The 25268-nt window shown below is 54.9% G+C and carries 25 protein-coding genes; 13 read left to right on the top strand and 12 right to left on the bottom strand.

Annotated elements, in window-relative coordinates; genetic code table 11:
- Positions 1-5: 5 nt before the first annotated feature.
- Entirely contained in the window at positions 6-785 is a 780-nt protein-coding gene (locus tag CUN67_RS10055; RefSeq protein ID WP_208715133.1) for an ABC transporter substrate-binding protein, read from the top strand.
- 108 nt (positions 786-893) lie between these two features.
- On the opposite strand, the gene pepT is transcribed toward CUN67_RS10055, so the two are convergent.
- Positions 894-2120: a peptidase T gene (pepT, locus tag CUN67_RS10050; RefSeq protein WP_208715132.1), complete on the bottom strand. Its 1227-nt coding sequence runs from the start codon at positions 2118-2120 to the stop codon at positions 894-896.
- A gap of 99 nt (positions 2121-2219) precedes the next feature.
- Positions 2220-3152 carry a LysR family transcriptional regulator gene (locus CUN67_RS10045; protein WP_208715131.1) on the bottom strand — a complete coding sequence of 311 codons (933 nt, stop codon included), beginning with the start codon at positions 3150-3152 and terminating at the stop codon, positions 2220-2222.
- A gap of 150 nt (positions 3153-3302) precedes the next feature.
- Between CUN67_RS10045 and CUN67_RS10040 the strand changes: the two genes are divergently transcribed.
- Positions 3303-4724, top strand: coding sequence for a M20 family metallopeptidase (locus tag CUN67_RS10040; RefSeq protein WP_208715130.1), 1422 nt, complete (start codon positions 3303-3305; stop codon positions 4722-4724).
- The gene (locus CUN67_RS10035) at positions 4721-5995 is read left to right on the top strand and encodes an MFS transporter (RefSeq protein WP_208715129.1); all 1275 of its coding nucleotides are present in this window, start codon (positions 4721-4723) and stop codon (positions 5993-5995) included. Before CUN67_RS10040 ends, CUN67_RS10035 begins: the two co-directional genes overlap by 4 nt.
- 128 nt (positions 5996-6123) lie before the next feature.
- Here the strand turns inward: CUN67_RS10035 and aldA are convergent, their stop codons facing one another.
- The 3 genes from aldA to CUN67_RS10020 all read right to left on the bottom strand — a co-directional run bounded on the left by aldA (position 6124) and on the right by CUN67_RS10020 (position 8208).
- Positions 6124-7560, bottom strand: a complete 1437-nt coding sequence (aldA, locus tag CUN67_RS10030) for an aldehyde dehydrogenase (protein ID WP_208715128.1) — start codon at positions 7558-7560, stop codon at positions 6124-6126.
- Positions 7561-7761: 201 nt separating this feature from the next.
- Positions 7762-7860 (bottom strand): YoaK family small membrane protein, encoded by a 99-nt coding sequence (locus tag CUN67_RS10025; protein ID WP_208715127.1) that lies wholly within the window; start codon positions 7858-7860, stop codon positions 7762-7764.
- Positions 7861-7884: 24 nt separating this feature from the next.
- On the bottom strand, positions 7885-8208 hold the full coding sequence (locus tag CUN67_RS10020; protein ID WP_208715126.1) for a hypothetical protein: 324 nt from the start codon (positions 8206-8208) through the stop codon (positions 7885-7887).
- Between the two features lie 368 nt (positions 8209-8576).
- Here CUN67_RS10020 and rhaT point away from each other — a divergent pair, with 368 nt between their 5' ends.
- Positions 8577-9611 carry an L-rhamnose/proton symporter RhaT gene (gene rhaT / locus CUN67_RS10015; protein ID WP_208715125.1) on the top strand — a complete coding sequence of 345 codons (1035 nt, stop codon included), beginning with the start codon at positions 8577-8579 and terminating at the stop codon, positions 9609-9611.
- A 29-nt stretch (positions 9612-9640) separates the two neighbouring features.
- Here rhaT and rhaR read toward each other — a convergent pair whose 3' ends face one another.
- Together rhaR and rhaS are read right to left on the bottom strand one after the other, a co-directional pair.
- Positions 9641-10525, bottom strand: coding sequence for an HTH-type transcriptional activator RhaR (gene rhaR / locus CUN67_RS10010; RefSeq protein WP_208715124.1), 885 nt, complete (start codon positions 10523-10525; stop codon positions 9641-9643).
- Positions 10526-10540: 15 nt separating this feature from the next.
- On the bottom strand, positions 10541-11362 hold the full coding sequence (gene rhaS / locus CUN67_RS10005; RefSeq protein ID WP_208715123.1) for an HTH-type transcriptional activator RhaS: 822 nt from the start codon (positions 11360-11362) through the stop codon (positions 10541-10543).
- 292 nt (positions 11363-11654) lie between these two features.
- Between rhaS and rhaB the strand changes: the two genes are divergently transcribed.
- From rhaB to rhaM, 4 genes are read left to right on the top strand one after another with little or no spacing between them, the layout of a single operon-like run.
- Complete coding sequence (gene rhaB, locus CUN67_RS10000) at positions 11655-13136, top strand: rhamnulokinase (RefSeq protein WP_208715122.1); 1482 nt, start codon at positions 11655-11657, stop codon at positions 13134-13136.
- On the top strand, positions 13120-14376 hold the full coding sequence (locus CUN67_RS09995; protein WP_208715121.1) for an L-rhamnose isomerase: 1257 nt from the start codon (positions 13120-13122) through the stop codon (positions 14374-14376). Before rhaB ends, CUN67_RS09995 begins: the two co-directional genes overlap by 17 nt.
- A gap of 10 nt (positions 14377-14386) precedes the next feature.
- Entirely contained in the window at positions 14387-15229 is an 843-nt protein-coding gene (rhaD, locus tag CUN67_RS09990; protein WP_208715120.1) for a rhamnulose-1-phosphate aldolase, read from the top strand.
- Positions 15219-15533 carry an L-rhamnose mutarotase gene (rhaM, locus tag CUN67_RS09985; protein ID WP_208715119.1) on the top strand — a complete coding sequence of 105 codons (315 nt, stop codon included), beginning with the start codon at positions 15219-15221 and terminating at the stop codon, positions 15531-15533. Before rhaD ends, rhaM begins: the two co-directional genes overlap by 11 nt.
- A 28-nt stretch (positions 15534-15561) precedes the next feature.
- Here rhaM and CUN67_RS09980 read toward each other — a convergent pair whose 3' ends face one another.
- Positions 15562-16212 carry a TetR/AcrR family transcriptional regulator gene (locus CUN67_RS09980; RefSeq protein WP_208715118.1) on the bottom strand — a complete coding sequence of 217 codons (651 nt, stop codon included), beginning with the start codon at positions 16210-16212 and terminating at the stop codon, positions 15562-15564.
- Positions 16213-16505: 293 nt separating this feature from the next.
- On the opposite strand from CUN67_RS09980, the gene bhsA reads away from it, so the two are divergent.
- On the top strand, positions 16506-16763 hold the full coding sequence (gene bhsA / locus CUN67_RS09975) for a multiple stress resistance protein BhsA (RefSeq protein WP_208715117.1): 258 nt from the start codon (positions 16506-16508) through the stop codon (positions 16761-16763).
- 43 nt (positions 16764-16806) lie between these two features.
- Here the strand turns inward: bhsA and CUN67_RS09970 are convergent, their stop codons facing one another.
- The 4 genes from CUN67_RS09970 to CUN67_RS09955 all read right to left on the bottom strand — a co-directional run bounded on the left by CUN67_RS09970 (position 16807) and on the right by CUN67_RS09955 (position 20489).
- Positions 16807-17991 carry a sugar transporter gene (locus CUN67_RS09970; protein ID WP_208715116.1) on the bottom strand — a complete coding sequence of 395 codons (1185 nt, stop codon included), beginning with the start codon at positions 17989-17991 and terminating at the stop codon, positions 16807-16809.
- A gap of 172 nt (positions 17992-18163) precedes the next feature.
- Positions 18164-18703 (bottom strand): cytochrome b561, encoded by a 540-nt coding sequence (gene cybB, locus CUN67_RS09965; RefSeq protein WP_208715115.1) that lies wholly within the window; start codon positions 18701-18703, stop codon positions 18164-18166.
- A gap of 112 nt (positions 18704-18815) precedes the next feature.
- Positions 18816-19067 (bottom strand): hypothetical protein, encoded by a 252-nt coding sequence (locus CUN67_RS09960; RefSeq protein ID WP_208715114.1) that lies wholly within the window; start codon positions 19065-19067, stop codon positions 18816-18818.
- Between the two features lie 165 nt (positions 19068-19232).
- A complete protein-coding gene (locus tag CUN67_RS09955) occupies positions 19233-20489 on the bottom strand; it encodes an MFS transporter (protein WP_208715113.1) in 1257 nt (418 codons plus the stop codon).
- Between the two features lie 94 nt (positions 20490-20583).
- Between CUN67_RS09955 and CUN67_RS09950 the strand changes: the two genes are divergently transcribed.
- The 4 genes from CUN67_RS09950 (at position 20584) to CUN67_RS09935 (ending at position 25195) form a co-directional block, all read left to right on the top strand.
- The gene (locus tag CUN67_RS09950; protein ID WP_208715112.1) at positions 20584-21480 is read left to right on the top strand and encodes a LysR family transcriptional regulator; all 897 of its coding nucleotides are present in this window, start codon (positions 20584-20586) and stop codon (positions 21478-21480) included.
- Positions 21481-21615: 135 nt separating this feature from the next.
- On the top strand, positions 21616-22833 hold the full coding sequence (mlc, locus tag CUN67_RS09945) for a sugar metabolism global transcriptional regulator Mlc (RefSeq protein ID WP_208715111.1): 1218 nt from the start codon (positions 21616-21618) through the stop codon (positions 22831-22833).
- 105 nt (positions 22834-22938) lie between these two features.
- A complete protein-coding gene (gene bioD / locus CUN67_RS09940; RefSeq protein WP_208715110.1) occupies positions 22939-23640 on the top strand; it encodes a dethiobiotin synthase in 702 nt (233 codons plus the stop codon).
- A gap of 178 nt (positions 23641-23818) precedes the next feature.
- Positions 23819-25195 (top strand): nucleobase:cation symporter-2 family protein, encoded by a 1377-nt coding sequence (locus tag CUN67_RS09935; protein ID WP_208715109.1) that lies wholly within the window; start codon positions 23819-23821, stop codon positions 25193-25195.
- Positions 25196-25268: the final 73 nt, after the last annotated feature.

Here is a 25268-nt window from a genome sequence, read left to right as displayed (position 1 = left end):
TAACAATGAAAAAATTAAACGTACTTTTTGTGGCGCTGGGCATGATGACCTCGGTGCATGCTTTTGCCCAGGACACCTTACGCTACGGTCTGGAATCACAGTACCCGCCATTTGAAAGCCGTAACGCGCAGGGCGAGCTGGAAGGCTTCGATATTGAGCTGGGTAAAGCCATTTGCCAGTCCGGCAATTTCAAATGCAGCTGGGTTGAAAGCAGCTTTGATGCCCTGATCCCGGCGTTGCAGGCGAAGAAGTTTGATGCCATCAACTCAGCGATGAACATCACTGAAGCGCGTGCGAAAAGCATCGACTTCACCAAACCGATTTACCGTATTCCGACCATGCTGGTGGCGAAAGAGGGCCAGGGCCTGCTGCCGACCGCAGAATCACTGAAAGGTAAAAACATCGGCGTCTTGCAGGGTTCCATCCAGGAAACCTATGCCAAAAAACATTGGGAACCCCAGGGCGTGACCGTAACTTCTTATCAGGATCAGAACCAGGTATATAACGACATGGTCGCCGGACGTCTGGATGGCACGCTGGTGATGTCAGCCGCGGGTCAGTCAGGCTTCCTCGATAAGCCGCAGGGCAAAGGTTTTGCTTTCGTCGGTAAGCCGGTTGAAGACGATACCATCCTCGGTTCAGGTATCGGTTTTGGCCTGCGTAAGGGTGACGCGAAGCTGAAGCAGGAGCTGGATGCTGCCATCACCAAAGTGCAGACTGATGGCACCGTGACCAAACTGGCAGCGAAGTTCTTCCCGGGCATCGACGTTAGCGTGGCGAAATAATCACCTGACAGGCAATTGATCGTAGCGGCGCGATTTATCGCGCGGGTTTTTCCAACACCGCGCCCGAAATTGCGCGATAAATCGCGCCGCTACGAAACTGTGCTGGGTTTATTCAGCTGCCAGATAACACAATGCTTCAGCCACCTGATAGGACTTCACAAACGAGGGCACCGGCAGGAATTCAAAACGCGAATGAAAGTTGTGCGCGCCGGTAAAGAAATTGGGTGTCAGTAAGCCTTTAGCAGATAACGCCGCCCCATCGGTCCCCCCGCGCATTGGAATCACCTTCGGTTCAATCCCCAGCTGCGCCAGCGCGGTAAAAATTAAATCAATCGCCCGCCGATCTTTACCGATAGCATTGCTGATGTTGCTGTAAACATCATTGATGCTGAGCGCCACCTGCCCGGTGGGATACAGAGTGGCAATCTCATCGGCGATTTCCACCAGCTGCTGCTTCTTCGCATCGAAGCCGTTTAAATCAAAATCACGAATCGACGCCTTCAGCACCGCACGGCTGGCGTTAGCCTGCATATCGTTAAACCAGATATACCCTTCACGTCCCTCGGTGTGTTCCGGTGTCGCCAGACGATCGAAACGCTGGATAAAGTCATGCGCCATCAACAGGGGATTGACCAGCACGCCTTTGCCGGACATCGGGTGCGCCGGGACGCCGGTGAAAATAATCTCAGCGGCGGCAGCATTGAAGTTTTCATAGACCACTTCGCCCAGTTCGCAGCAGTCGATAGTCCAGGCAAAATCAACGGCAAAGCGTTGTTCCAGATCGAGCGCTTTGGCACCGCGCAGACCAATTTCTTCGTCAGGCACAAAGGCCACCACGATGTCGCCATGATCGCCCTGTAAATTCTCCATCAGCGTCATGACCACGCTGACCGCCGCTTTGTTATCTGCACCGAGCACGCTGGTGCCGTCGCTGAAGATAATTTGCTGGCCGAGGTAGGGCTGGATTTCCGGGTGTTCCGCCACGCGCAGCCAGATATCCTGGACGGCATTGAGGCACAGGTCGTCGCCCGTGAACGTTAAGGTTTGTGGATGAATATCCGCTGACAGCCCGACGTCGACGGTGTCGATATGGGTGATAAAACCGATGCGTGGGGCATCAGGACGATGACCACGCTTAAGTGCCGTTACCGTGGCGTGTTGATCGATGACGATCTCTTCCAGCCCCAACTCACGCAGCTCCGCTGCCAGCAGCTCAGCCATAGCATGTTGTGACGGTGTACTTGGAAGCGTAGTGGATTTGGCATCGCTCTGGCTGGAAACAGCCAGATAGCGGTAAAACCGCTGGGTGAGCTGGCGTGTAAGTTGATCTGTCATCGGGAGTCCTTATCAATTAACGGGGCGTTCGTTCGCAGAACGACTAAATCAAATTATTTATTAGTGCTTTGTATAACGATGCAGACTCATCGAAGTCAACTAATCGCGAGAAATCGGATTTTGACCGCTCGATTGTTCCAGTGTGTTCAGCTGCTGGTGCAGAAAATCCAGGAACAAATTCAGGGCGGCGCTGCGTGGTCGTCCAGATAACGTCTGCAATTGCAACGTTCGCTGGTTCAATTGATCAATGCCCACCGAGCGCAATATCAATCCGTGGGTTTCCGCTTCATACATCACGGTAAAGGGGCTACAGATGGTGACCGCCAGCGGTGTACGCAGCAGAAAATGGAACAGGGTGGAGAAGTTATCGCAGGTCAGCACGGGTTCAATGACATAGCCACTCATATGGCAGGAGAGATCAAACAACTGGCGTACCGTGGTGTTTTGTTCCGGCAGTGCCAGTGGATATTGACCCAGGTCGGCCAGTGTCACCTCATCAGCCTGCGCCAGCGGGTGGTGGTGGTGCATCACCAGTTGTACCGGCGCGGGCCATGAGCCGATCACTTCAACACCGCGCTCGGCATACAGGCTGAACTGCAACGCCAGATCACACTCCCCGTTACGAATTAACTCTGCCACACCCTGAGTGCTGGCGACTTTCAGGCTGAACAACACGCCCGGATTGCTGGTACGGAAATCGGCAAACAGGCGCGGCAGCAGGGTGAATGCCATGCCATCGGTGCAGGCCACGCGGATCTGCGTGCGGCGCACGGCGGTAAGTCCCTTAATTTCCGCCAGGGCATATTCCATATCCAGCATATTTTTCCGCACATGATGGGCAAAAATCTCCCCGGCTTCGTTCAGCACCATGCCACGGGCGTGGCGGTCAAACAGCGGTACGCCCACCTGGGTTTCCAGCCGCTGAATCTGCCGACTGATCGCCGACACCGCGACAAATAACTGCTCGCTGGCTGCGCTGAGCGATCCGGCATTGGCGACCGCCATAAAATAACGAATTTCACTGCTGAGCACTGACCTGCCTCCTGATGGTGCATGCCTCGTAATCGGGCAGCTTACCTTTGCTTTAAAAGCAAATCTTACTCGATAAATTGATAATTGTGGCAAATCAGCCTTTCCGCAAAGATAAGGATGATGATAAAACCAACAAAAGACAGGGCAAACATGACAGTACAACAGGTCGTTAATCAGGCCAGCGACTATTTTGACAGCGGGGAATTCCAGCAATTATTGGCGCGTCGCGTGGCGCTGGTAACCGAAAGCCAGCGCGCGGATCGTGATAGCGAGCTGCATCATTATCTGCATCAGGAAATCGGGCCACAACTGACGGCACTCGGCTTTACGCTGCACTTTATCGACAACCCGGTCACTGCTCAGCGGCCCTTTCTGGTCGCAGTACGCATAGAAGATCCGGCACTGCCAACGCTGTTAAGCTACGGTCACGGCGATGTGGTGTTTGGCGATGATGAAAACTGGCGCGATGGATTATCGCCATGGCAGCTGACCGAAGAGGGCGATCGCTGGTACGGTCGCGGCAGTGCCGACAATAAAGGCCAGCACTGTGTCAACCTGGCGGCGCTGGAACAGGTATTTAACGCGCGCGGCGGACGCCTCGGCTTTAACTGTAAGATGCTGTTTGAAATGGGCGAAGAGATCAGCTCGCCGGGGCTGGCGCAACTGTGTCAGGAACACGGTGAACTGCTCAAAGCTGACCTGTTTATTGCATCCGATGGCCCGCGTCTCAATGCGATCCGCCCGACGCTGTTCCTTGGTTCACGCGGCTGCGTCAATTTTCGTCTTACCATCAACGCCCGTGACAATGCTTACCATTCCGGCAACTGGGGCGGTTTGCTGACCAACCCCGGTACCCAGCTGGCCAATGCGATTGCCTCGCTGGTGAATGCTCATGGCGTATTGCAGGTGGCGGCACTGAAACCGACTTCACTGACGGATGAAGTGCGTGCCATCCTGAGCGATATCGAGGTGGGAGGCATGCCTGGCGATCCGCAGATTGAGGTCAACTGGGGTGAACCCGGGCTGACGCCAACCGAACGCCTGTATGGCTGGAACACGCTGGAAGTGCTGGCGTTTCTCACTGGCAATCCGGCACGGCCAATGAACGCCATTCCCGGTGAAGCCAGTGCGGTATGTCAGCTGCGTTTTGTCGTCGGGACTGACTGGCAGAACCTGGTGCAGCACATCGAAGCGCATCTGCAACAACATGGCTTTGATCAGGTGCGAGTGGAGTTTATGCGTGGATCACCGGCTACCCGCCTCGATCCCACCGATCCCCTGGTGAACTGGGTTCTGGCAAGTATGGCGGAAACCAGCGGGAAAAAACCGGCGCTGCTGCCGAATCTGGGTGGGTCGCTGCCCAACGAAGTGTTTTCCGATATCCTCGGCCTGCCGACGTTGTGGGTACCGCACTCCTATCCGGCCTGCGGTCAGCATGGCGTTAACGAGCATATGCTGAAATCCATTGCGCGCGAGGGTCTGCAAATCATGACGCGCCTGTTATGGGATTTGGGTGAGCAGGGCGCGGAACTGATCGCGCGCCACCGTGCCCATGCCGGAGGTGCCAAATGAGCAGCTTCAGCCAAAGCGTACCGACCAGCGCAGTCAAACCCAGCCTGCACAAAACCCTGTTCGCCACCTGTATCGGCAATGCGCTGGAGTGGTTCGACATTGCGGTTTACGGTTTCTTCGCCAGTTACATTGCCCATGCTTTCTTCCCGACCAGCGATCCCTCGGTGTCGCTGCTGCTGACCTTCGGCAGCTTCGGCGTTTCGTTCCTGATTCGTCCGCTGGGGGCGATTGTGCTGGGCAACTACGCCGATCGTCATGGGCGCAAAAAGGCACTGCTGCTGTCGATCAACCTGATGATGCTGGGCGGGGCGATTATCACCTTTATGCCGGGCTATGCTTCGATTGGCCTGAATGCACCAGTGCTGATTCTGCTGGCGCGTCTGATTCAGGGCTTCTCCGCCGGGGGCGAGTTTGGTAGCTCGACGGCGTTTCTGGTTGAACATTTCCCGGAGCGTAAAGCCTTTATCGCCAGCTGGCAGTTCGCTACCCAGGGGGCGAGCACGCTGTTGGCGTCGGCGTTTGGTCTTGGTCTGACGCAGATCCTCAGCGAAAGCCAGATTCAGGAGTGGGGCTGGCGTATTCCGTTCGCGTTTGGCTTGCTGATCGGCCCGCTGGGCATTTATATCCGTCGCCATGTGCATGAACCGGCCAGCTTCGCCGCACAACAGCCGGAAGCCGCGCCGCTGAAGCGCCTGTTTGGCCGCCAGAAAGAGCTGATGTTGCTGGCAATCGGGTTGATGGTGATCTCCACGGCGGTCAACTACATGCTCAACTATGTGCCGACCTATGCCACCAAAACGCTGCATCTGCCAGGTTCAGCAGCCTTCACTGCGACACTGCTGGCTGGGGTAATTTTGACGGTCGTTACGCCGCTGATGGGGCTGTGGGCTGAGAAGGTAGGGCGCGTGCCGCTGATGTGGGGATCGCTGATTCTGCTGCTGCTGACCATCTATCCGGCCTTTAAGATGGTGGTCAACCACACCACCCCGACAACGCTGATATTGCTGGTGGGCTGGATGGCGCTGCTGAAGTCGGTGTATTTCTCGACGGTGCCGTCGGTGATGGCCGATCTGTTCCCCATTGGCACCCGTGCCAGTGGGATGGCCATCAGCTATAACATCGCGGTGACGGTGTTTGGTGGTTTTGCGCCGCTGATTTGTACCCTGCTAATTAGTGCGACCGGCACCAGCCTGGCACCGAGCTATTATCTGATGGTGGTGGCCTTGCTGAGTGGTATCGCGCTGGTGCGCAGCAAACAGCGCCTGAGTTAATCAACTTGCAATAACCGTATCCTGGTGCGAATAAATTCGCACCCTACAAGCGTAGGGTCGGCATTGATGCCGACCAGGTCAATAAACGCACTGTTCCGTAGCGGCGCGATTTATCGCGCAAGATTTTTTTACGAAAACTGCAAATACGCCACATGGGTTTGCAGATATTCTTCCAGCCCGTGACGCCCGTCGGCACCACCCACGCCTGATTTACGCCAGCCCGCATGGAAACCCTGCATTGCTTCAAAATTCTCGCGATTGATGTAGGTTTCACCAAACTTCAGCTTACGCAGCGCAATCATTGCGGTATTCAGGTTTTGTGTGTAAATCGACGACGTTAGCCCATATTCGCAGTCATTTGCCAGCGTGATGGCTTCATCCAGCGTTTTAAACGTCATGACGGGCAGCACCGGTCCAAAGATCTCTTCACGCATGATCTCCATCTCCTGACGCACACCGGTGATGATGGTCGGTTCAAAATAGAAACCTTTATCTCCGGCGCGTTTCCCGCCCAGCAGCACTTTGCCGCCTTGCTCAACGGCCTTCGCCACTTTTTGTTCGACGCGCCCCAGTGCCGCTGCGGTGATCAGCGGCCCCATGTCGATGTCGGTCCGTTCCGCAGGATTACCAAATTTCACCTGCTTAAAGGCCTCGGTCAGCGCGTTGATGAAGCGATCATAGATGCCTTCCTGCACGTAAACGCGTTCGGCACAGTTACACACCTGCCCGGTATTGATCACGCGAGAGCTGACGATAGCCTTCACGGCCAGATCGAGATCGGCATCATCCATCACGATGGCAGGGGCTTTGCCGCCCAGCTCCAGTGACACTTTGGTGACGTTCTTCGCTGCAGCTTCCATGGTGGCGATACCGGCATTGACGCTGCCCGTCAGGCTCACCAGCCCGACTTTCGGGTTCGCCGCCAGCTCCTGGCCGACTTCCGGGCCATAGCCGTAAACAACGTTAATCACCCCTTTTGGCAGGCTGATGTCATGCAGAATGCGGGCGAAGATCGCCGCGTTGTTGGGGGTGAGTTCGCTCGGTTTGATAACGATGGTATTGCCGGTGACCAGCGCCGGTGCCGCTTTACGCGCAATCAAAAAGAAGGGGAAATTCCACGGCAGAATACCGGTGGTGACGCCAATCGCCTTCTTAAAGACAAAAATGTTTTCATTGGGGCGGTCACTGTTGACGATTTCGCCTTCATAACGCCGCGCCCATTCCGCCATATATTCAAGATAATCGGCGGTAAACAGCACTTCGGTTTGCGCCAGCCCCTGGGTTTTCCCGCCTTCGGCAACGATGGTGGCGGTGAGTTCCGGCTCATGCTGGCGAATACCGGCGGCGATTTTACGCAGCCAGTTGCCGCGCTCAATGGCGGGTAACGCTTCCCAGCCGGGTTGTGCCGCTTCTGCCGCGGCAATGGCCTGGCTGGCATCTTGCTTTGTCCCTTCCGGTACGCGTGACAGCAGCACTTCGGTCGCCGGGTTAATCACTTCAATCCATTTATCGTTGTGGTTTGCAACAAACTCGCCATTAATGAAATGTTGATGGTGCGTTGTCATCTGTAGGGTCTCCGCGATCGGTTTCGTTAAATTTGTGTGAAATGCAGAGTGAAACAGATCAAGGTGTAGCACCTTTTTATCACTGCCAGGGCGAGCGGGTGGATGGCAAAGACGGGAAGAACAACATGATAAACGCAGCATAACTGGCGAAATGCTGCGTATTCAGCGGGTTACTATGGGGTTCGGCAGAGTCTGAAAACGTCAGGTACCGGGCATCATCGCGCCGCTGGCAATAAACCAGGCCAGAAAGCTGACACCGGCAACAATAATGGCGATAGGAAAAAGCAGTCCGATTTTCATGATTATCCTAAAGTGAATGCGGGTTCAGCCCAGCTGAACCAGGGCGCGATGCGTTTTCATCATACTGAACAGTTGAAACTGCGTGGCATCGTCGACTTCACGCAGATGTTCACCTTTTTGATACTGAATACTATGGATATGTCCAAGTTGTCGCCAGACCACGATAGCCGACGCCAGCAGGGCGCAGTTATCCTCGCTTTGCACGCATTCGAGACGGGCATAGCGTGCCTCTTCCAGTCCATTGATGAAGATGTTGAGCGACTCAGGCGGCACAATCGCACGGATATCATCCAGCATCGCGCGGCTTACCGGCCTTGAGAGCAACAGCGTCAACCATTTGGTATTCATCCCAATCCTTCGTCCTGATGATTTTCCTCAACGTTATACGGATTAATTGCGGTCGGGGGAAGGCATGATCCGTGCTTTGTGTGATTGCCATGTTAAGACGGAGGCTGGCAGCCAGGTTAAAACTGTGCTGATCGACACAACATTTTCATAAAATATCGATAATAATAAACAAGTTATCGATTTTCCCTGTGTAACTGCCTGCAAATGCGAAATTGTGATCCGAATGTTGAATACCCACCGGATATTGCCAACACCGCCCACTCTCCGGCAACCATCCAAAGGCTGAGCAAAAGCTGCGCGCCGTAGACTGCCAGGTAATCGGGAGACCGCCGGTTTCCTGTTGGCCTCAACCTTACGAAGGAATAACAATGAACAGTGCCATCATTGCAGGTATTTTCTGGCATCTGGTGGGTGCCGCCAGTGCCGCATGCTTTTATGCTCCGTTTAAACAGGTGAAAAAGTGGTCATGGGAAACCATGTGGTCGGTCGGTGGCGTGATGTCATGGCTGATTTTGCCCTGGGTGGTCAGTGCGGTGCTGTTGCCGAATTTCTGGGCCTACTACGGTAGATTCAGTTTTTCGCAGTTACTGCCGGTGTTTCTGTTTGGTGCCATGTGGGGTATCGGCAACATTAACTACGGATTGACGATGCGTTATCTCGGTATGTCGATGGGCATCGGGATCGCCATTGGTATTACCCTGGTGGTGGGGACGCTGATGACGCCGCTGCTGCAGGGCCGTTTTGTTGAGTTGTTCAGCTCGGAAGGAGGGCGATTAACGCTGCTGGGCGTATTTGTGGCGTTGATTGGTGTCGCCATCGTCTCACGCGCGGGTTTGTTAAAAGAACGCGCCCTCGGCATCAATGCGGAAGAGTTCAATCTGAAGAAAGGGTTGGTGCTGGCGGTGATTTGCGGCATCTTCTCGGCCGGGATGTCTTTTGCAATGGATGCCGCAAAGCCGATGCACGAGGCGGCGGCCAGCCTGGGTATTAACCCGCTGTATGTGGCATTGCCAAGCTATGTGGTGATCATGGGGGGCGGGGCGCTGGTCAACCTGGCCTATTGCTTTATCCGTCTGGCGGTGAAGTCGGATCTCTCTGTACGGGCCGATTTCTCCATTGCTAAGCCGATGCTGATTGCTAACATCGCCTTCGCCGTGCTGGGCGGCACCATGTGGTATCTGCAATTCTTCTTCTATGCCTGGGGTCACGCCAAAATCCCCGCGCAGTATGACTTCGTCAGCTGGATGCTGCATATGAGTCTGTATGTGCTGTGTGGCGGCCTGGTCGGGCTGGTCATGAAGGAGTGGAAAGCGGTCGGACAACGCCCGGTACGCGTGCTGTCGCTGGGTTGTGTGGTGATCATCATTGCAGCGAATATTGTCGGGCTGGGCATGGCGTCCTGATTAAACTGCGGTGGCCATAAATGGCCACCCTACATTGTAGGGTCAGCATTCATGCTGACCTGCCCAGTCATCGCGGGGCTATGGGGCAAAAAACGCTGCCGCCATGCGCTCGGTGTCAGGCCGGTTTCGCGCGTGAAGACCACCGAAAAATAATTGCTATCATCAAAGCCGCAACGCGCGGCCACTTCACTGATTAACCAATCCTGGGTGCGCAGAAAATACTTCGCCTGGCATAGCTGCAACTGACGCAGGTAATGACCAATGGTCATGCCGGTCTGTTGGCGAAACAACTGCTTTAGCGCCCGTTCACTCAGCTGATTTTGCTGACAAAATGTGGCGAGGTCGAAAGGGCGGTCAATCGCTCCCTGCAAGGCGGACATCAGCAGGTCCAGTTGTTCCCCTTCCGGCAATACCCATGGGCGATCCGCCGCATAACCATGACGACGCAGAATCAGCGCCAGCTGTAAAAAAAGCGCTTCAGAAAGCTGAATGGAGAGAGGATCGCTTTTGCGGCTTTCCCGCTCCAGCTGGACGATCACACCACGCGCCAGGGCCATACCGCGCGTGGTTAAGCGCCAGCAGCCAGGGGATTCCGCATCGTCCGGCGGCAGCAACTGGCTCCAGTCCAGTCCGAGATGAAAGCGGTCTCGACAGTAGAGAATATTGTCCAGCACCAGATCATTGACGCTGTCATAACTGTGACAGTCGTTGTCGCGGATATAAAACACATCACCACAGGTAATCAGCCACGGCCGGTCGTTGAGCACGTGTAGCCCGTTGCCACGCCAGACAATAACAATTTCACTGAACTCATGACGATGAGGCGGGAAGGAGGGCTGCGGCAGGCGTTCCGCTACCGCAATCGGCAGAGCAGGTGCCGGGAAATAATCTTCGCGCGACAATATTAGCGACATGAGGGTAACTCCTGATTACAACATCTGCTGGCGCTCCGCTCTGGGCGCGCAGCCAAATTCCCGCCGGAACAGGGTGGAAAAATGGTTGCTGTCACCAAATCCACACTGAAAGGCGATATCCGTAATACGCAAATCGCTGTGCCGCAACAGATGGCGCGCCTGTAACAAGCGCAACCGGTTGAGGTAACGCTGCGGCGTATTCCCGGTTTGCTGCTTCATCTGGCGATGCAGGGTGCGCAGCGACAGTGAAAATTGGTCAGCCAGTGCCTCCCAGCCAATTTCTTCACTGTAGTGCTCATTCAGCCAGTCAAGCAACCGATGCAACCGGGCTTCCTGATCCTGCGCGTCATCGTTGTGACCCGCCTCGCGTAACAACACCAGCAGTTGCAGGAACAACTGTTCCTGACGTGCCTGTTTCTCCAGTGACCAGATGCCGGGTTGATTCATCTGCGTCACAATCTGCAAGGCCTGGCCCATCACCTTGTGGTTAATTCGCCAGTGCGAAGCGTAATTGCCATCCTCCTCGCGCGGCAGCAGAGCTTGCAGACCGGAGAGAAAACGGAAGGCCGCCGGGCTGCGGTACAACACGTTGGTCAGACACAGATTATCGGTTTGCTCATAAAGGTGGCGATCATGGTCGCGAACGAAGCACACACAACCCGCACACAGCGCCTGCGGCTGACCATTAAACACATGAATGCCTGAACCCTGTTCCACCAGCACAATTTCGTGAAAATCATGGTGATGTTCCGGAAACGCCTGCTGAGGCACGCGCGGCTCAATGGCGATGGCGTAATCCCCGGCGGGGAAAAAATCTGCGCTGTGTAAAACGGTCATGGTTCGCCTCTCATTATTAACAAAACCGTAACCGAGTCTACTCAGGCGCTGAGTACCTTACCTTGAATTTTCAACCAGTCGACGCAGGAAAATAGCCAATTTTTCAAGATCTCGCGTGTTGTTCGGGAAAATGCGGCGAAGCTCACAACATGGCGCTTAGCGGGTTCTGTGAGCTGTCTCACGAACATCTTTGTAACGGTGCCAGCGGGATTGGCGTGCTGGCAGTAAGGGGAAGGTGACCAGACGGCAGGATTTTTACTCTGTACGCATCTCATCACAGGAAGAACTCGCCATGAGTATGCGTAACATTGTTGCCATTGATTTAGGCGCATCCAGCGGGCGCGTAATGCTCGCACAATGGACTCCCGCGTCTCAGCGCATCACCCTGCGTGAAGTGCGTCGTTTTGCTAATCAGCGCGTGTCTCGCGCCGGTTATGACTGCTGGGATCTGGATCGTCTGGAGCTAGAGATACGTTGCGGGCTGCAACAGCTGGATGAGGAAGGCATCGTGCCGGACAGCATCGGCATCGATACCTGGGGTGTTGATCTGGTGCTGCTGGATGCTGACGGACAACGCGTTGGCGAGGCAGTGAGCTATCGCGACGCCCGTACCGACGGCCAGATGGCGCAGGCGATCAGCGACCTCGGCAAACAGGCTATTTATCAGCGCACCGGCATTCAGTTTCTGCCGTTTAACACCCTTTATCAGCTGCGCGCCCTGCATCTGCAACAGCCAGACTGGCAGGCGCAGGTCGCACATGCGTTGATGATTCCGGACTACCTGCATTATCGATTGACCGGCAACATGAACTGGGAATACACCAACTCCACTACCACCCAATTGCTGAACATCACCAGTGGCGAATGGGACCCGGATTTACTGGCCTGGGCGGGGGTGGACGCGTCCTGGTTTGGCAAACCCTCCGCACCGGGTAACACCGTCGGTTTTTGGTCCAGTCCCCGCGGCCACCGCATTCCGGTGATTGCGGTAGCGACTCACGACACCGCCAGTGCCGTGCTGGCAACGCCTTTAATGCAGGAGGATGCCGCCTATCTTAGCTCTGGAACCTGGTCATTGATGGGTATTGAGAGCCTGCAACCCTGTGTCAGCCGCGCCGCGCTGGAGGCCAATATCACCAATGAAGGTGGCGCAGAAGGTTATCGGGTATTGAAAAATATCATGGGCCTGTGGCTGTTGCAGCGGGTATGCAGTGAACTGCAAATCAGCGATCTTTGCGAATTAATTCAGCAGGCGGCGGATGAACCCGCCTGTCGCGCCCTGATCAATCCCAACGCCAGTCGCTTTATTAATCCCGCCAGTATGGTGCAGGAAATTCAGAACGCCTGCGCGGAACACCATATGCCGGTCCCTCAGTCGCCTGCGGCGCTGGCGCGCACCATTTTTGACAGCCTGGCGATGCTGTATCGCCAGGTGACCAGCGAACTCGGGCAGTTACGTGCGGCACCTTTGCGTCAACTGCATGTGGTTGGCGGGGGTTGCCAGAACCCGTTGCTCAACCAGCTTTGCGCCGATGCCTGTCAGCTGCCGGTGTTTGCCGGACCGGTAGAAGCCTCGACGCTGGGCAATGTCGGCTGCCAGTTGATCGCTCTCGGTGAGCTGCGTGATGTGGCCGATCTGCGTCGCTGTATCAGCCACAACTTCCCGTTAGAAAAATTCGAACCACTTAACAACAGCGCTTTTCGTGCCAGCCAGGCACGTTTTGCCGCGCTGAGCCAACCCGCTAAGGAACTTGCTTATGACAAAGCTGATTGAACAGGCCTTTGACCTGGCTAAACAACGCTACACCGCAATCGGCGTGGATGTGGAACAGGTAATGACGCAACTGGATGGTATCCCGGTGTCGATGCACTGCTGGCAGGGCGATGACGTGCGTGGATTCGAGAACCCGCAAGGTGCCCTGACCGGCGGTATTCAGGCCACCGGTAACTACCCGGGCAGGGCGCGTAATGCTGAGGAGTTGCGCGCGGATCTCGATAAAGCGATGTCGCTGATTCCGGGAGCGAAACGCCTCAACCTGCACGCTATCTATCTGGAAAGCGACAAGCCAGTGGAACGCGATGCCATTGAACCGGCACATTTCAGTAACTGGGTCGAGTGGGCAAAGAGCAACAAACTGGGGCTGGATTTCAACCCGACCTGTTTCTCACATCCGCTGAGTGCTGACGGTTTTACTCTGGCGCATGCAGATAAGGGCATCCGCCAATTCTGGATTGACCACTGCAAGGCCAGTCGCCGTATTTCGGCTTCGTTCGGCGAACAGCTGGGTACGGCGTCGGTGATGAACATCTGGGTGCCGGATGGCATGAAAGATCTGACGGTGGATCGGCTGGCACCGCGTCAGCGACTGCTGGCGGCGCTGGATGAGATCATCAGCGAAAAACTCAATCCACACCATCATATCGATGCGGTTGAAAGCAAACTGTTTGGCATCGGTGCCGAGAGTTATACCGTTGGCTCTAACGAGTTCTGTCTCGGATATGCCAGTAGCCGTCAGATCGCGCTGACGCTGGATGCCGGCCACTTCCACCCGACGGAAGTGATCTCTGACAAGATCTCTACCGCCATGCTGTATGTGCCGCGCCTGCTCCTGCATGTCAGCCGCCCGGTGCGCTGGGACAGCGACCATGTGGTGCTGCTGGATGACGAAACTCAGGCCATCGCCAATGAAATCGCCCGCCAGAAACTGTTCGATAAAGTCCACATTGGCCTCGACTTTTTTGATGCCTCCATCAACCGCATTGCGGCCTGGGTGATTGGTACGCGCAATGCTAAAAAAGCGCTGTTGCGTGCGCTGCTGGAACCCACGGATCAGTTGCGTAAGCTGGAAAGTGCAGGGGATTACACCGCCCGCCTCGCGCTGCTGGAAGAACAGAAATCGCTACCGTGGCAGGCGGTCTGGGAAGCATGGTGCCTGCGCCATGACGTACCGGCAGATGCCAGCTGGCTGAGCGATGTCCGCCATTACGAACAACAAATTCTGGCTCAACGTTAAGGGACACACCATGCAAAGTATTCTCACTTCCGCTTTTGTACAGGGAATGGTTAAAGCGACCAGCGATATGTGGCTGAAGGGTTGGGATGAACGCAACGGCGGTAACGTTAGCCTGCGTCTGCTGCCGGAAGAGGTGCTGCCGTATACTGCGGATTTCTACGCCGAACCACGTTGTATTGAACTCAGCAAGCCTGCGCCGGCACTGGCAAATGACTGGTTCCTGGTGACCGGATCCGGCAAGTTTTTCCGTAATGTGCGACTTGATCCGGCCGATAGTCTGGTGCTGCTTCAGGTCGATGACCGCGGGCTGTCGTACAAAATTCACTGGGGATTGAGCAATGGCGGCTTACCGACCTCAGAACTTGCTGCCCATTTCCAGTCGCACAGTGTGCGCAAGCAGGTGAGTCACGGTGCTGACCGCGTGATTATGCATTGTCACGCCACCAACTTTATGGCGCTGAGTTACGTGGTGGAACTGGATTCCGCACGTTTCACTCGTCTGTTATGGGAAGGCAGCACCGAATGCCTGGTGGTGTTCCCGGATGGCGTGGGTATCCTGCCGTGGATGGTGCCAGGCACCGATGGCATTGGTCAGGCAACGGCAGATGAAATGGCGACACATAGCCTGGTGATGTGGCCTTTCCACGGCATCTTTGGCGCAGGGCCGACGCTGGATGAGACCTTTGGCCTGATTGATACAGCGGAAAAATCCTCGGAAGTGGTGGTTAAAGCGCTGTCGATGGGAGGCATTCGTCAGAGTATCACCACTGAGCAACTTATCGCGTTGGGTGAGCGCTTTGGCGTCACCCCCTGGCAGGCGGCGTTACAGGTGGAACGAGCCAATGTTGCGTAGAGCCTTTGTGATGCAGGTGCATGCGGATTGCCATGAGGAGTATCTGCGCCGCCATTCGCCCATCTGGCCGGAACTGGCTGAGACACTCAAAGCACATGGAGCGCATAACTACGCTATCTGGCTGGACGAGGAACGCCATTTGCTGTTTGCCAGCGTGGAAATTGAATCGGAAGCGCGCTGGCAGGCGGTGGCTCAAACCGAGGTTTGCCAGCGCTGGTGGGCATCAATGAAAGATCTGATGCCGTCCAACGCCGATAACAGCCCGGTCAGCGCAGCATTAAAACCGATGTTTTTTCTGCCATAAACCCGTGGCGGCGTGAACGCTCGCGCCGTCACGTTCTTACTGAGCAATAACCCGCCAGAGCAGGCCAGATAGCCATCTGTGTAGCAACGATTTGTTCTAAATCTTCCCGACTGGCACCTTCACGGGCGCGTACTGACATCCCCTGAAGCACGCAGGCGAGAAAACTGGCAAGCGAAGTGGTATTGCTACAGGCAGGCAACTCACCCTGCTGCTGACGTGCAGCCAGGAACTGCTGCAACGCGTGCTCCTGCGCATGATGCTGCTGCTCCAGCATGCGTGCCACCTCTTCAGAACCGGCGGAAAGGGCGCTGGAAGTACAAATAAAAAAACAGCCAGCCGGTTTGTCGCATTCGGTGAAGCAGGTCGCGGTGGCGCGGAAATACGCCTCTATCGCTGACTTAACATCCAGCGATGCATCATTCAGCACGGCATTACGTTGTGCGCTGAACCTTTCGATATAGCGCTGCATAGCAGCCTTGAACAGACCTTCTTTGTTTTCAAACTCCGCATAGAGCGTAGGGGCTTTCGCACCGGTAGCGCTGACTAAATCTGCCAGCGAGGTACCTTCATAACCATGCGCCCAGAACAGCATCAACGCTTTATCCAGCGCATCATCGCGATCGAAGACTTTTGGTCTGCCACGACTTTTGCGGATGACCGGTTCACTCATCTGGCTCATACATCCTCACAACGGCGAAAACATATCATTAAATTACCGATCATTAAATTAATATGCAAGGGCAGCAGGTAAGGCGATGTGTCGGCTTTGCCCGTTTGTGCTTTTGATCGGAAAAACCGCCTGATCCGCCAAGTGTAGATCGCCGCTAAAGCCCATACTCACGCCACTCCCATTAAAATAACGAGCGTTAATAAAATAGTTGACGCGCATACGGCTTTGGATCTAGCATTTACTTAACGGTTGTTAACTTAATGGCGACTGACCCTAATTTCATCTGCAAAGAGAGACAAATCATGAAAAGCATTAAACTGACCCTGGCCGCTGTGGCCCTGTCATCAATCGCGTTTGGTAGCATGGCTGCTGATCTGGTAAGCGAAGCGCCAGTGAATCAACAGCAAATTGGCGTAGTGAGCGCATCAGGCAGCACGGATTTGACATCGCTGGAGAATCAACTGGCGGAGAAGGCGAGTGCTGCCGGAGCAAAGTCTTTCCGCATCACTTCGACCTCTGGCAACAACAACCTGCATGGCACCGCAGAACTCTATAAATAAGAAGGGGCTGGCTTCAGATAGCAGAGTATCTGAAGCCCTTTCTTTAACCGTTCGAACGCAACTGCGGATAGCGACGGAAAATGTAGATACACCAGAACAACGCGACCAGACCAATTAACCCGCCCACATTACCGACGTCCGCCATGTTTAAATGCAGGCTGACCTGGTTCCCCAGTAGCGCACCGGCACCAATGCCGATGTTATAAATGCCGGACATCAGCGACATCGCCACATCGGTGGCATCCGGTGCCAGCGACAACACGCGTACCTGCATCGCCAGTCCGATCATCATCATGGCCATACCCCAGAGGATACAGAGCGTGGAAATCGCTGCCGGACGCACAGCGGCAAAAATCAGCAGACCCATGCATAACGTAATCACGGCGATGGCCGCGATCAGCATGGCTGAGGGATATTTATTGCCCAGGGTACTGAACAGCACGCTACCGACAATCCCCGCCGATCCGAACAGCAGCAGTAACAACGTGGTGAAGTTCTCACCGGAATTCGCCACCACCTGCATAAAAGGTTCGATATAGCTGTAGGCGGTGTAATGGGCTGTCACCACCACCGTGACCAGCACATACATGCTAACCAGCGCCGGACGGCGGAACAGCATCGGCACGCTACTCAGTGACCCGGTATGTTCACTTGGCAGGCGTGGCAGAATGCGCGCCAGTAACACCAGCAGCACCAGAGCAGACAAACCAATCATGCCGAAGGTGGTGCGCCAGCCCAGATACTGCCCCACCACGCGGCCAATTGGCACACCCAGAACCATCGCCAGTGCGGTGCCGGTTGCCAGCATACTCAGCGCCTGGGTCTTCTTACCCGCCGGAGCAACGCGTATTGCCAGTGATGCGGTAATCGACCAGAACACCGCATGGGCGAGAGCGATACCGATACGCGAGATCACCAGGGAGGTGAAATCCCAGGCCACGGACGAAAGCACATGGCTGGCGATAAACAACACAAACAGGATCGACAGCAGCAGGCGACGCTCAATGTTACGCGTCAGTAGCATCAGCGGTAGCGATAACAACGCCACCACCCAGGCATAGATGGTCAGCATGATGCCGACATCCGCTGTTTTCATCGAGTAGCTGGCGGCGATATCTGACAATAAGCCGACCGGCACAAATTCGGTGGTATTAAAGACAAAAGCGGCAATGGCCAGCAGCACCACGCGTAGCCAGGCCGTTTTACGGGAGACGGTTGTTGATTGCATTAATTTCAGATCAGTCAGCAGCAAATGAAGGGCAAAGGACACCCATGTAAAGTGACATCCATCACAATTTGTGCCTATTGTGGAGGATTAAAACGCTGAGGGAAACCTTCTAAACGCGTTTTATTGCTGAATATTTTTTATCGCCAACGACACAGTTAATAGCCTGAGGTTATCAGCCACGTTTGCGGGCTGGCATCATGCGCAGCAGCGTGTTGTCTTTAAATACGTAATGGTGCAGTAATGCTGCGACGGCATGCAGGCCGATTAACCAGTAACCGAGTGGGGCGAGGGTCTCGTGCCAGCTAATCAGACTATCGGCGAGATCAAAATCAGGCGTCGCGCTAACGGGCATTTCCATGCCAAACAATTGCCAGGGGCGACCATTCAGATACTTCGAGGTCACCCCCAAAATGGGCAGTACCAGAAACAACGCATACAGCAGGAAATGCATCAGGTTGGCTAAACCCTGTTGCCAGCGTGCCGGTGACGGCAGGATATCCGGCGAAGCATGACGATGGCGCAACACACCGCGGGCCAGCATCAGCACCCATACCGATACGCCACAGCTAAAGTGCGTCATGATCATCAGACTTCGCAGCAACGAACCACGCGGTGCCAGACCCCGTAGTTCGATGGTGGTGTAAGCAATGGCAATCAACAGTACCGTTAACCAGTGCAGCGCTATTTGCGATTTCGCGAATTTTTCCCGCATCAACGATCCAACCTGAAGCACGTTTACGTGTGTCTAACATAGCGAAATGCCACAGGAAAACTTAACAAAATGGCGCACCGCTGTAGCGGGATCCAGACCGGGATTATCAGAGTCACACCAGGTGTTTTAGCGCCACGCTATTCTGAGTGGTCAGGTTTTTTTTTACCAAAACCGGACAGCAATGCTCGCAACCCATGGCACTGGGGAAAAATTTTCGTGCTTGCTGAATAGCTGCATTCGCGGTGTAAAAAGTGCCGAGAAAACGCCGTGCCGCATCAGGAGGAAGGAAAGGACAACCGATGGCATGTACCACGTGATTATCGTTAAAGCCTGCGTGTTTATCGACATAATAATAGAGTCCCATCTGACGTCCTCGTTGCTGTGAAATAAAAAAATCTGACTATTGTTGGAATAGAATAAATTATAGCTAGCAATTGATATTTTGTTTTGAATGGGACTAAAGGTTTGCCGGAAAGTGTTTTTCAGGAGAGAACGGGGCGCAATGGCCCCGTTAAAAAGATGCAGGGTATTACAGTTTACGGCACTGCAAACGCCATCCGACCAGCAAGGCCAGCACCAACAGCATGCTGATAAACAGGGTGACGCCGTTCCAGCCAAAGCTGTGCCAGAATACGCCACCTAAGGTACCAGCACAGCTTGAACCCGCGTAATAACTGAAGAGATAGAGGGAAGAGGCCTGGCCTTTGGCTCTGCGGGCGCGCGGACCAATCCAGCCACTGGCAACCGAGTGAGCGGCAAAGAAACCTGCGGTAAACAGCATCATGCCGGGCAGAATAATCCACAGTGTATTAGAGGCGGTCAGCAATAACCCGCACAGCATAATGGCGGTGGCGGCGATCATCACCGGACCGCGTCCGAAGCGACTGGTCATGGCACCCGCTTTCGGCGAACTCCAGGACCCGGTCAGATAAACCACCGACAGCAATCCCACCACTGCCTGGCTGAGAAACCAGGGGGCACTTAACAGGCGGTAGCCTATATAGTTAAACAAGGTGACAAACGCGCCCATCAGCAGAAAACCTTCTGCGAACAGCAGCGGCAGCCCCTTATCACGCCAGTGCAGACGGAAATTGATCAACAGGTTGTGTGGACGCAATGAAGCCGGGCGAAAATGACGGGAAGCAGGCAGGATTTTCCAGAACATCAGGGCGGAAGCCAGCGAAAAGCAGCCAATCACGCCAATGGCGATGCGCCATGAAAACAGGTCGGTCAGCACCCCGGTCAGCAGACGCCCGCTCATTCCGCCAATCGAGTTACCGCTGATATATAACCCCATAGAGAAGGCGATAACACGCGGATGAATTTCTTCGCTCAGGTAAGTCATCCCCACCGCAGCCACACCACTTAGCGATAAGCCAATCAGCGCGCGCATCAGCAGGATGCCATGCCAGCTGGTCATCATGGCAGAAATGACGGTACAGATGGCCGCCAGCATCAGAGCGGTCACCATCACCGACTTACGACCAATAGCATCAGAAAGTGGGCCGGTGACCAGCAACCCCAGCGCCATCAGGGCAGTCGACAACGACAGCGAGATACTGCTGGCCGCGGGCGACACGCCAAACTGCTGGGAAAGCACGGGCAGAATAGGCTGGACGCAATAAAGCAGGGCAAAGGTGGCAAGACCCGCAGAGAACAGGGCAAGGGTCACACGCATAAATTGCGGCGAACCACGTTCAATCCATGTTGCTGATGCGGGAACTGAGGCAGGCACAACGGACACTTCGTCCTCATCGAGTGTCACAGCCTGAGAAGAGCGACTCACGGAAAATCCTTAAGATTATGAAGGTATTGATATCGTAAGAAAGTCTGAATAGGTTGTACAATATATTAATAATCTCGAATGAGACGTTTAAAATATGAATATCGAACTGCGCCATCTACGCTATTTCATTGCAGTGGCAGAAGAGTTGCATTTTGGTCGTGCGGCTCAGCGCCTGAATATTTCACAACCGCCGCTCAGTCAGCAGATCCAGCAGCTGGAACAGGAGATTGGTGCACAGTTGTTTACCCGCACCAATCGCAGCGTGCAGCTGACCGCCGCCGGACAGCAGTTTTTACAGGATGCGCGCGGGATCCTGTTGCAGGTTGAACAGGCCGCCAGTCGTGCCGTCAGGTTGCATAATGGTCAGGAAGGGGAGCTGCGCATCGGTTTTACCTCGTCCGCGCCTTTTACCGGATTGGTTTCTGATGCGCTTTACCATTTCCGTCAGCGCTGGCCGCAGGTCCATATCCAGATGCAGGAGATTAACACCCGGCAGCAGCTGGCACCGTTACATGAAGGACGGCTCGATCTGGGGGTGATGCGCAATACGCCGCTGCCCGCTGATTTGCAGCATCAATTGTTACTGCGCGAGCCGCTATGTGCGGTGGTGCATTGGGCGCATCCGCTGGCCGATGCTGAGTCTATCTCTATCCAGGCACTGGCTAATGAACCCTTTGTTTTCTTTGATCCGCAGGGCGGCACCGCCTTGTATGGTGAGATTCTGGCCCTGCTGCACCGTTACCAGATTAAACCCTTTATTACGCAGGAAGTGGGGGAAGCGATGACCATTCTCGGGCTGGTGGCGACCGGGCTGGGGGTATCGATTTTACCCGCTTCGTTTCGGCGGGCGCGGCTGGCTGATGTGGTATGGCTGCCGCTGCATGAAAGCGATGCGCTTTCGGAAGTATGGCTGGTATGGTCAGCCACGCGCGAACCCAGCGCACAGATGGCAAATATGATGATGCTTTTGCAGCGCAACGCTGAAACTTAAGCCAGTGGGTGAGAAAAACACCAGGCTTTATGTGCGATAAATCACATATCTAATCAAATATTTGGCGCTATTCGCCATTCTGCCGCACCATAGTTGCTATTTATTTAGAAGCGCGAAAATAACCGGGAGCAGGGCGTGAATCAGGACAGTCAACCTGGCCACATTGACCAGATAAAGCAGACCAATGCAGGCGTGGTTTACCGACTGATCGATCGTTTCGGCCCGATTTCGCGTATTGAACTTTCCAAGCGCGCGCAGCTAGCCCCGGCCAGCATCACCAAAATCGTCCGTGAAATGCTGGACGCGCATCTGGTTCAGGAAACCGAATTTCAGGAACCAGGCAGCCGTGGGCGTCCGGCGATTGGCCTGTTGCTGGATACCCTGGCCTGGCATTATCTGGCAGTACGTATTCAACCGGGTCACATCACCCTGACATTACGTGATCTCAGCAGCCGGGCCTTGCAGGAGGAGCGTCTGCCGTTGATCGTCGGCCCGGACAAGCCGCTCTTGCAGGAGCTGCTGGAACTGATTGATGCCTTTTTTATCCGTCATCAGAAAAAACTGGAGCGTCTGACGGCCATCGCCATCACGCTGCCAGGCCTGATCAATGCCGCGTCCGGTGTCGTGCATCGTATCCCCGGTTACGATATTGAAGATATGCCGCTGGGTGAGACGCTATCGCAACGTAGCGGTGTGCCGGTTTTTGTGCAGCATGATATTTCCGCGTGGACGCTGGCTGAATCGCTGTTTGGTGCCTCACGCGGGGCGCAGGACGTAATTCAAATTGTGATCGATGAAACCGTAGGGGCTGGCGTGATTACCGCTGGACAACTGTTGCACAAGAGCGGGCGGGCGTTGGTAGAAATTGGTCACACGCAAATTGATCCTTATGGTCAGCAATGTTACTGCGGCAATCATGGCTGCCTGGAAACGGTTGCCAGTATCGGCAGTTTACTCAACCTCGCGAAATTACGCCTGCCGACTCAGCCAGAGAGCCGTCTGCATGCGGCTCCGCTGACCATTGAAACCCTGTGTCAGGCGGCACAGCAGGGCGACCGTCTGGCGACCGATGTGATTGCCGGAGTCGGACATCATATTGGTCGCATGCTGGCAATGATGGTTAATATCTTCAATCCACGTCAGATTCTCATTGGTTCCCCGCTTAATCAGGCCGCTGGCGTACTGTTCCCTGCCGTCAGCAGCACCATTCGCCAGCAGGCATTACCGGCTTACAGCGACGAAATCCAGCTGGCCCCCACCGCGTTTAACGATCCCGGTACGTTAGGGGCCGCGGCATTAATCAAAGATGCCCTTTATTCCGGTCATTTGCTGGTAAAACTGCTCCAGGGTTGATTAGCTCGCCCTAAGTTTGCGCTAACGCAATCTGTCAGGTACGACATTTACTTACACTGCCCCTTCGTTACCTCTGGTTCACATCGCTACACGTAAGGAGGAAGGGTGAAGACACTCTTTATCACCGGTACCGACACCGCGGTGGGCAAAACCGTGGTTTCCCGCGCGCTGCTACAGTGCTTTGCACAGGTAGGTCAGTGCGCCGTGGGCTATAAGCCCATTGCTAAAAGCGCAAAACAGACCCCGGAAGGCTTGCGCAACAAGGATGCGTTGCTGTTGCAGCAGGCTTCTGGCCTGGCATTACCTTATGCCGCTATCAATCCTATTACTTTGGAAGAGGATGAAATCAGCACCAGTCCCACCCATCAAATTGATTATCCGCTGCTCAGTAAAGGGCTGGCTGCCTTGCAGGATCGCGCCCCGCATGTGGTGGTTGAGGGAACGGGTGGCTGGCGTTGCCTGATGAATGATCTGCAACCGCTCTCAAGCTGGGTAAAACAGGAGCAGTTGCCGGTGATTCTGGTCGTCGGGATTAAAGAAGGATGCATCAGCCATGCTTTACTGACCGCCGAGGCAATCGCACAGGATGGTCTGCCGCTGGTTGGCTGGGTCGCGAATCGCATCAACCCTGGGCTGGCACATTATGCTGAAATCATTGATGTACTGAGTGAAAAGCTGGTCGCCCCGTTATTGGGTGAATTGCCCTATCTGCCACGTGCAGAACAACGCGAGCTGAGTGGTTACCTCGATCTTTCATTGCTGGATAACCGCCTGTCGCACAGCGACAGTGCAAAACCAGCGGCATGATGAAACAAAAAGTGGCAAATACGGAAAGGCTGAATCTAAGGTTGCAGATTCAGCCGCCGTTTTCTGCAAATTAATCCCTAGTAAATTCAACGAATTGCCAAAAACATCACGGAAACTTATTGCTCTGGCGTGATTCATGCATCAGCTGACCTGATGAATTTACTGCCGGAGCACCGTTATGTCGCACTCAGATGAAAAAGGTTTGCTGTACGGGCTGGAAGCACGCATAGGCCCAGTTCCCGCATTTTTTGCCGCACTGCAACATGTGCTGGCTAGCGTAGTGGGCATCATTACGCCACCGCTGATTATTGGTTCGGTACTGGGATTACAGGCTTATATTCCTTATCTGATTAGCATGTCGTTACTGGTCTCCGGACTGGGCACCTTTATCCAGGCTCGGCGTTTTATGGGCATTGGTGCGGGAATGATCTGCCTGCAGGGCACCAGTTTTGCCTTCCTTGGCGTCATCCTGTCGGGTGGACTGATGGTGAAAGCGCGTGGCGGTTCCCCGGAAGAGATCATGGCGATGATCTTCGGCTGCAACCTGATCGCCGCCCTGATCCCGATGCTGATCAGCCGCTGTATCGCACCATTACGTAAAGTGCTGACGCCAGTGGTGACCGGTACGGTGATCACCCTGATTGGTATAAGCCTGATAAAAGTCAGCATTACTGACTGGGCGGGCGGCCATAACGCGGCGGACTTCGGCGCCCCCTGGAACCTGGCGCTGGGCGCACTGACGTTGCTGGTGATTGTGGCGCTTAACCGCTCACGTAACCGCTGGGCGCGTCTGATTGCGGTGGTAGCAGGGATTGCGGTGGGTTGTGTGGCGGCAGCGCTGACCGGCCATCTGCAACTCAAACCGATGGCACCCAGCAGCTGGCTGGTGATGCCGGGCTTTTTCCGTTTTGGCTTCAACTTTGACTGGGCGATTTTTGTGCCGATTGCGCTGGTTTCCGTGATCAGCGTGATCGAAGCGGTAGGGGATCTCACCGCCAACTGCCTGCTGTCACGTCAGCCGATTGAGGGTGAAGGTTTCCAGCGTCGTCTACAGGGTGGCATCCTGGCTGATGGTATCAGCTGTGTACTGGCTGCGATGTTCTCTGCTTTCCCGAACACCACCTTCGCGCAAAATAACGGCGTGATTCAGATGACCGGCGTCGCCAGCCGTTATGTCGGCATGGTGATCGGTCTGATGCTGGTGCTGCTCGGCGTGTTCCCGGTGATTGGTAATTTGTTGCAGCAAATTCCGCCGCCGGTATTGGGTGGTGCAACGCTGGTGATGTTTGGTAGCGTGGTGGCTGCTGGGATCCGCGTGATGACACAGACGCCGCTGGGACGCCGTGAAATGCTGATTGTGGCGGTGTCGTTTGGTCTGGGTCTCGGCGTTGAAGCAGTACCGGATGTACTAAAACAATTTCCGATGATCATCACCAATTTGTTCGGTCATGCGGTGACCACCGGCGGCATTCTGGCGATTGTGCTGAATGTGATGCTGCCGTCAGAGCAGAGCAACGCCGCACTGACCACTGCCGCCGCAGAGGACTCCCATTAAACACTGACCGTAGCGGCGCGATTTATCGCGCGGGTTTTTCCCGCATCGTGCACGGGATTGCGCGATAAATCGC

The sequence above is a fragment of the Pantoea cypripedii genome (genome assembly GCF_011395035.1).
GTDB lineage: Bacteria > Pseudomonadota > Gammaproteobacteria > Enterobacterales > Enterobacteriaceae > Pantoea > Pantoea cypripedii_A.
The sequence above is the reverse complement of the archived record's forward strand: the minus strand, read 5'-3'. Positions and strand labels throughout refer to the sequence as shown.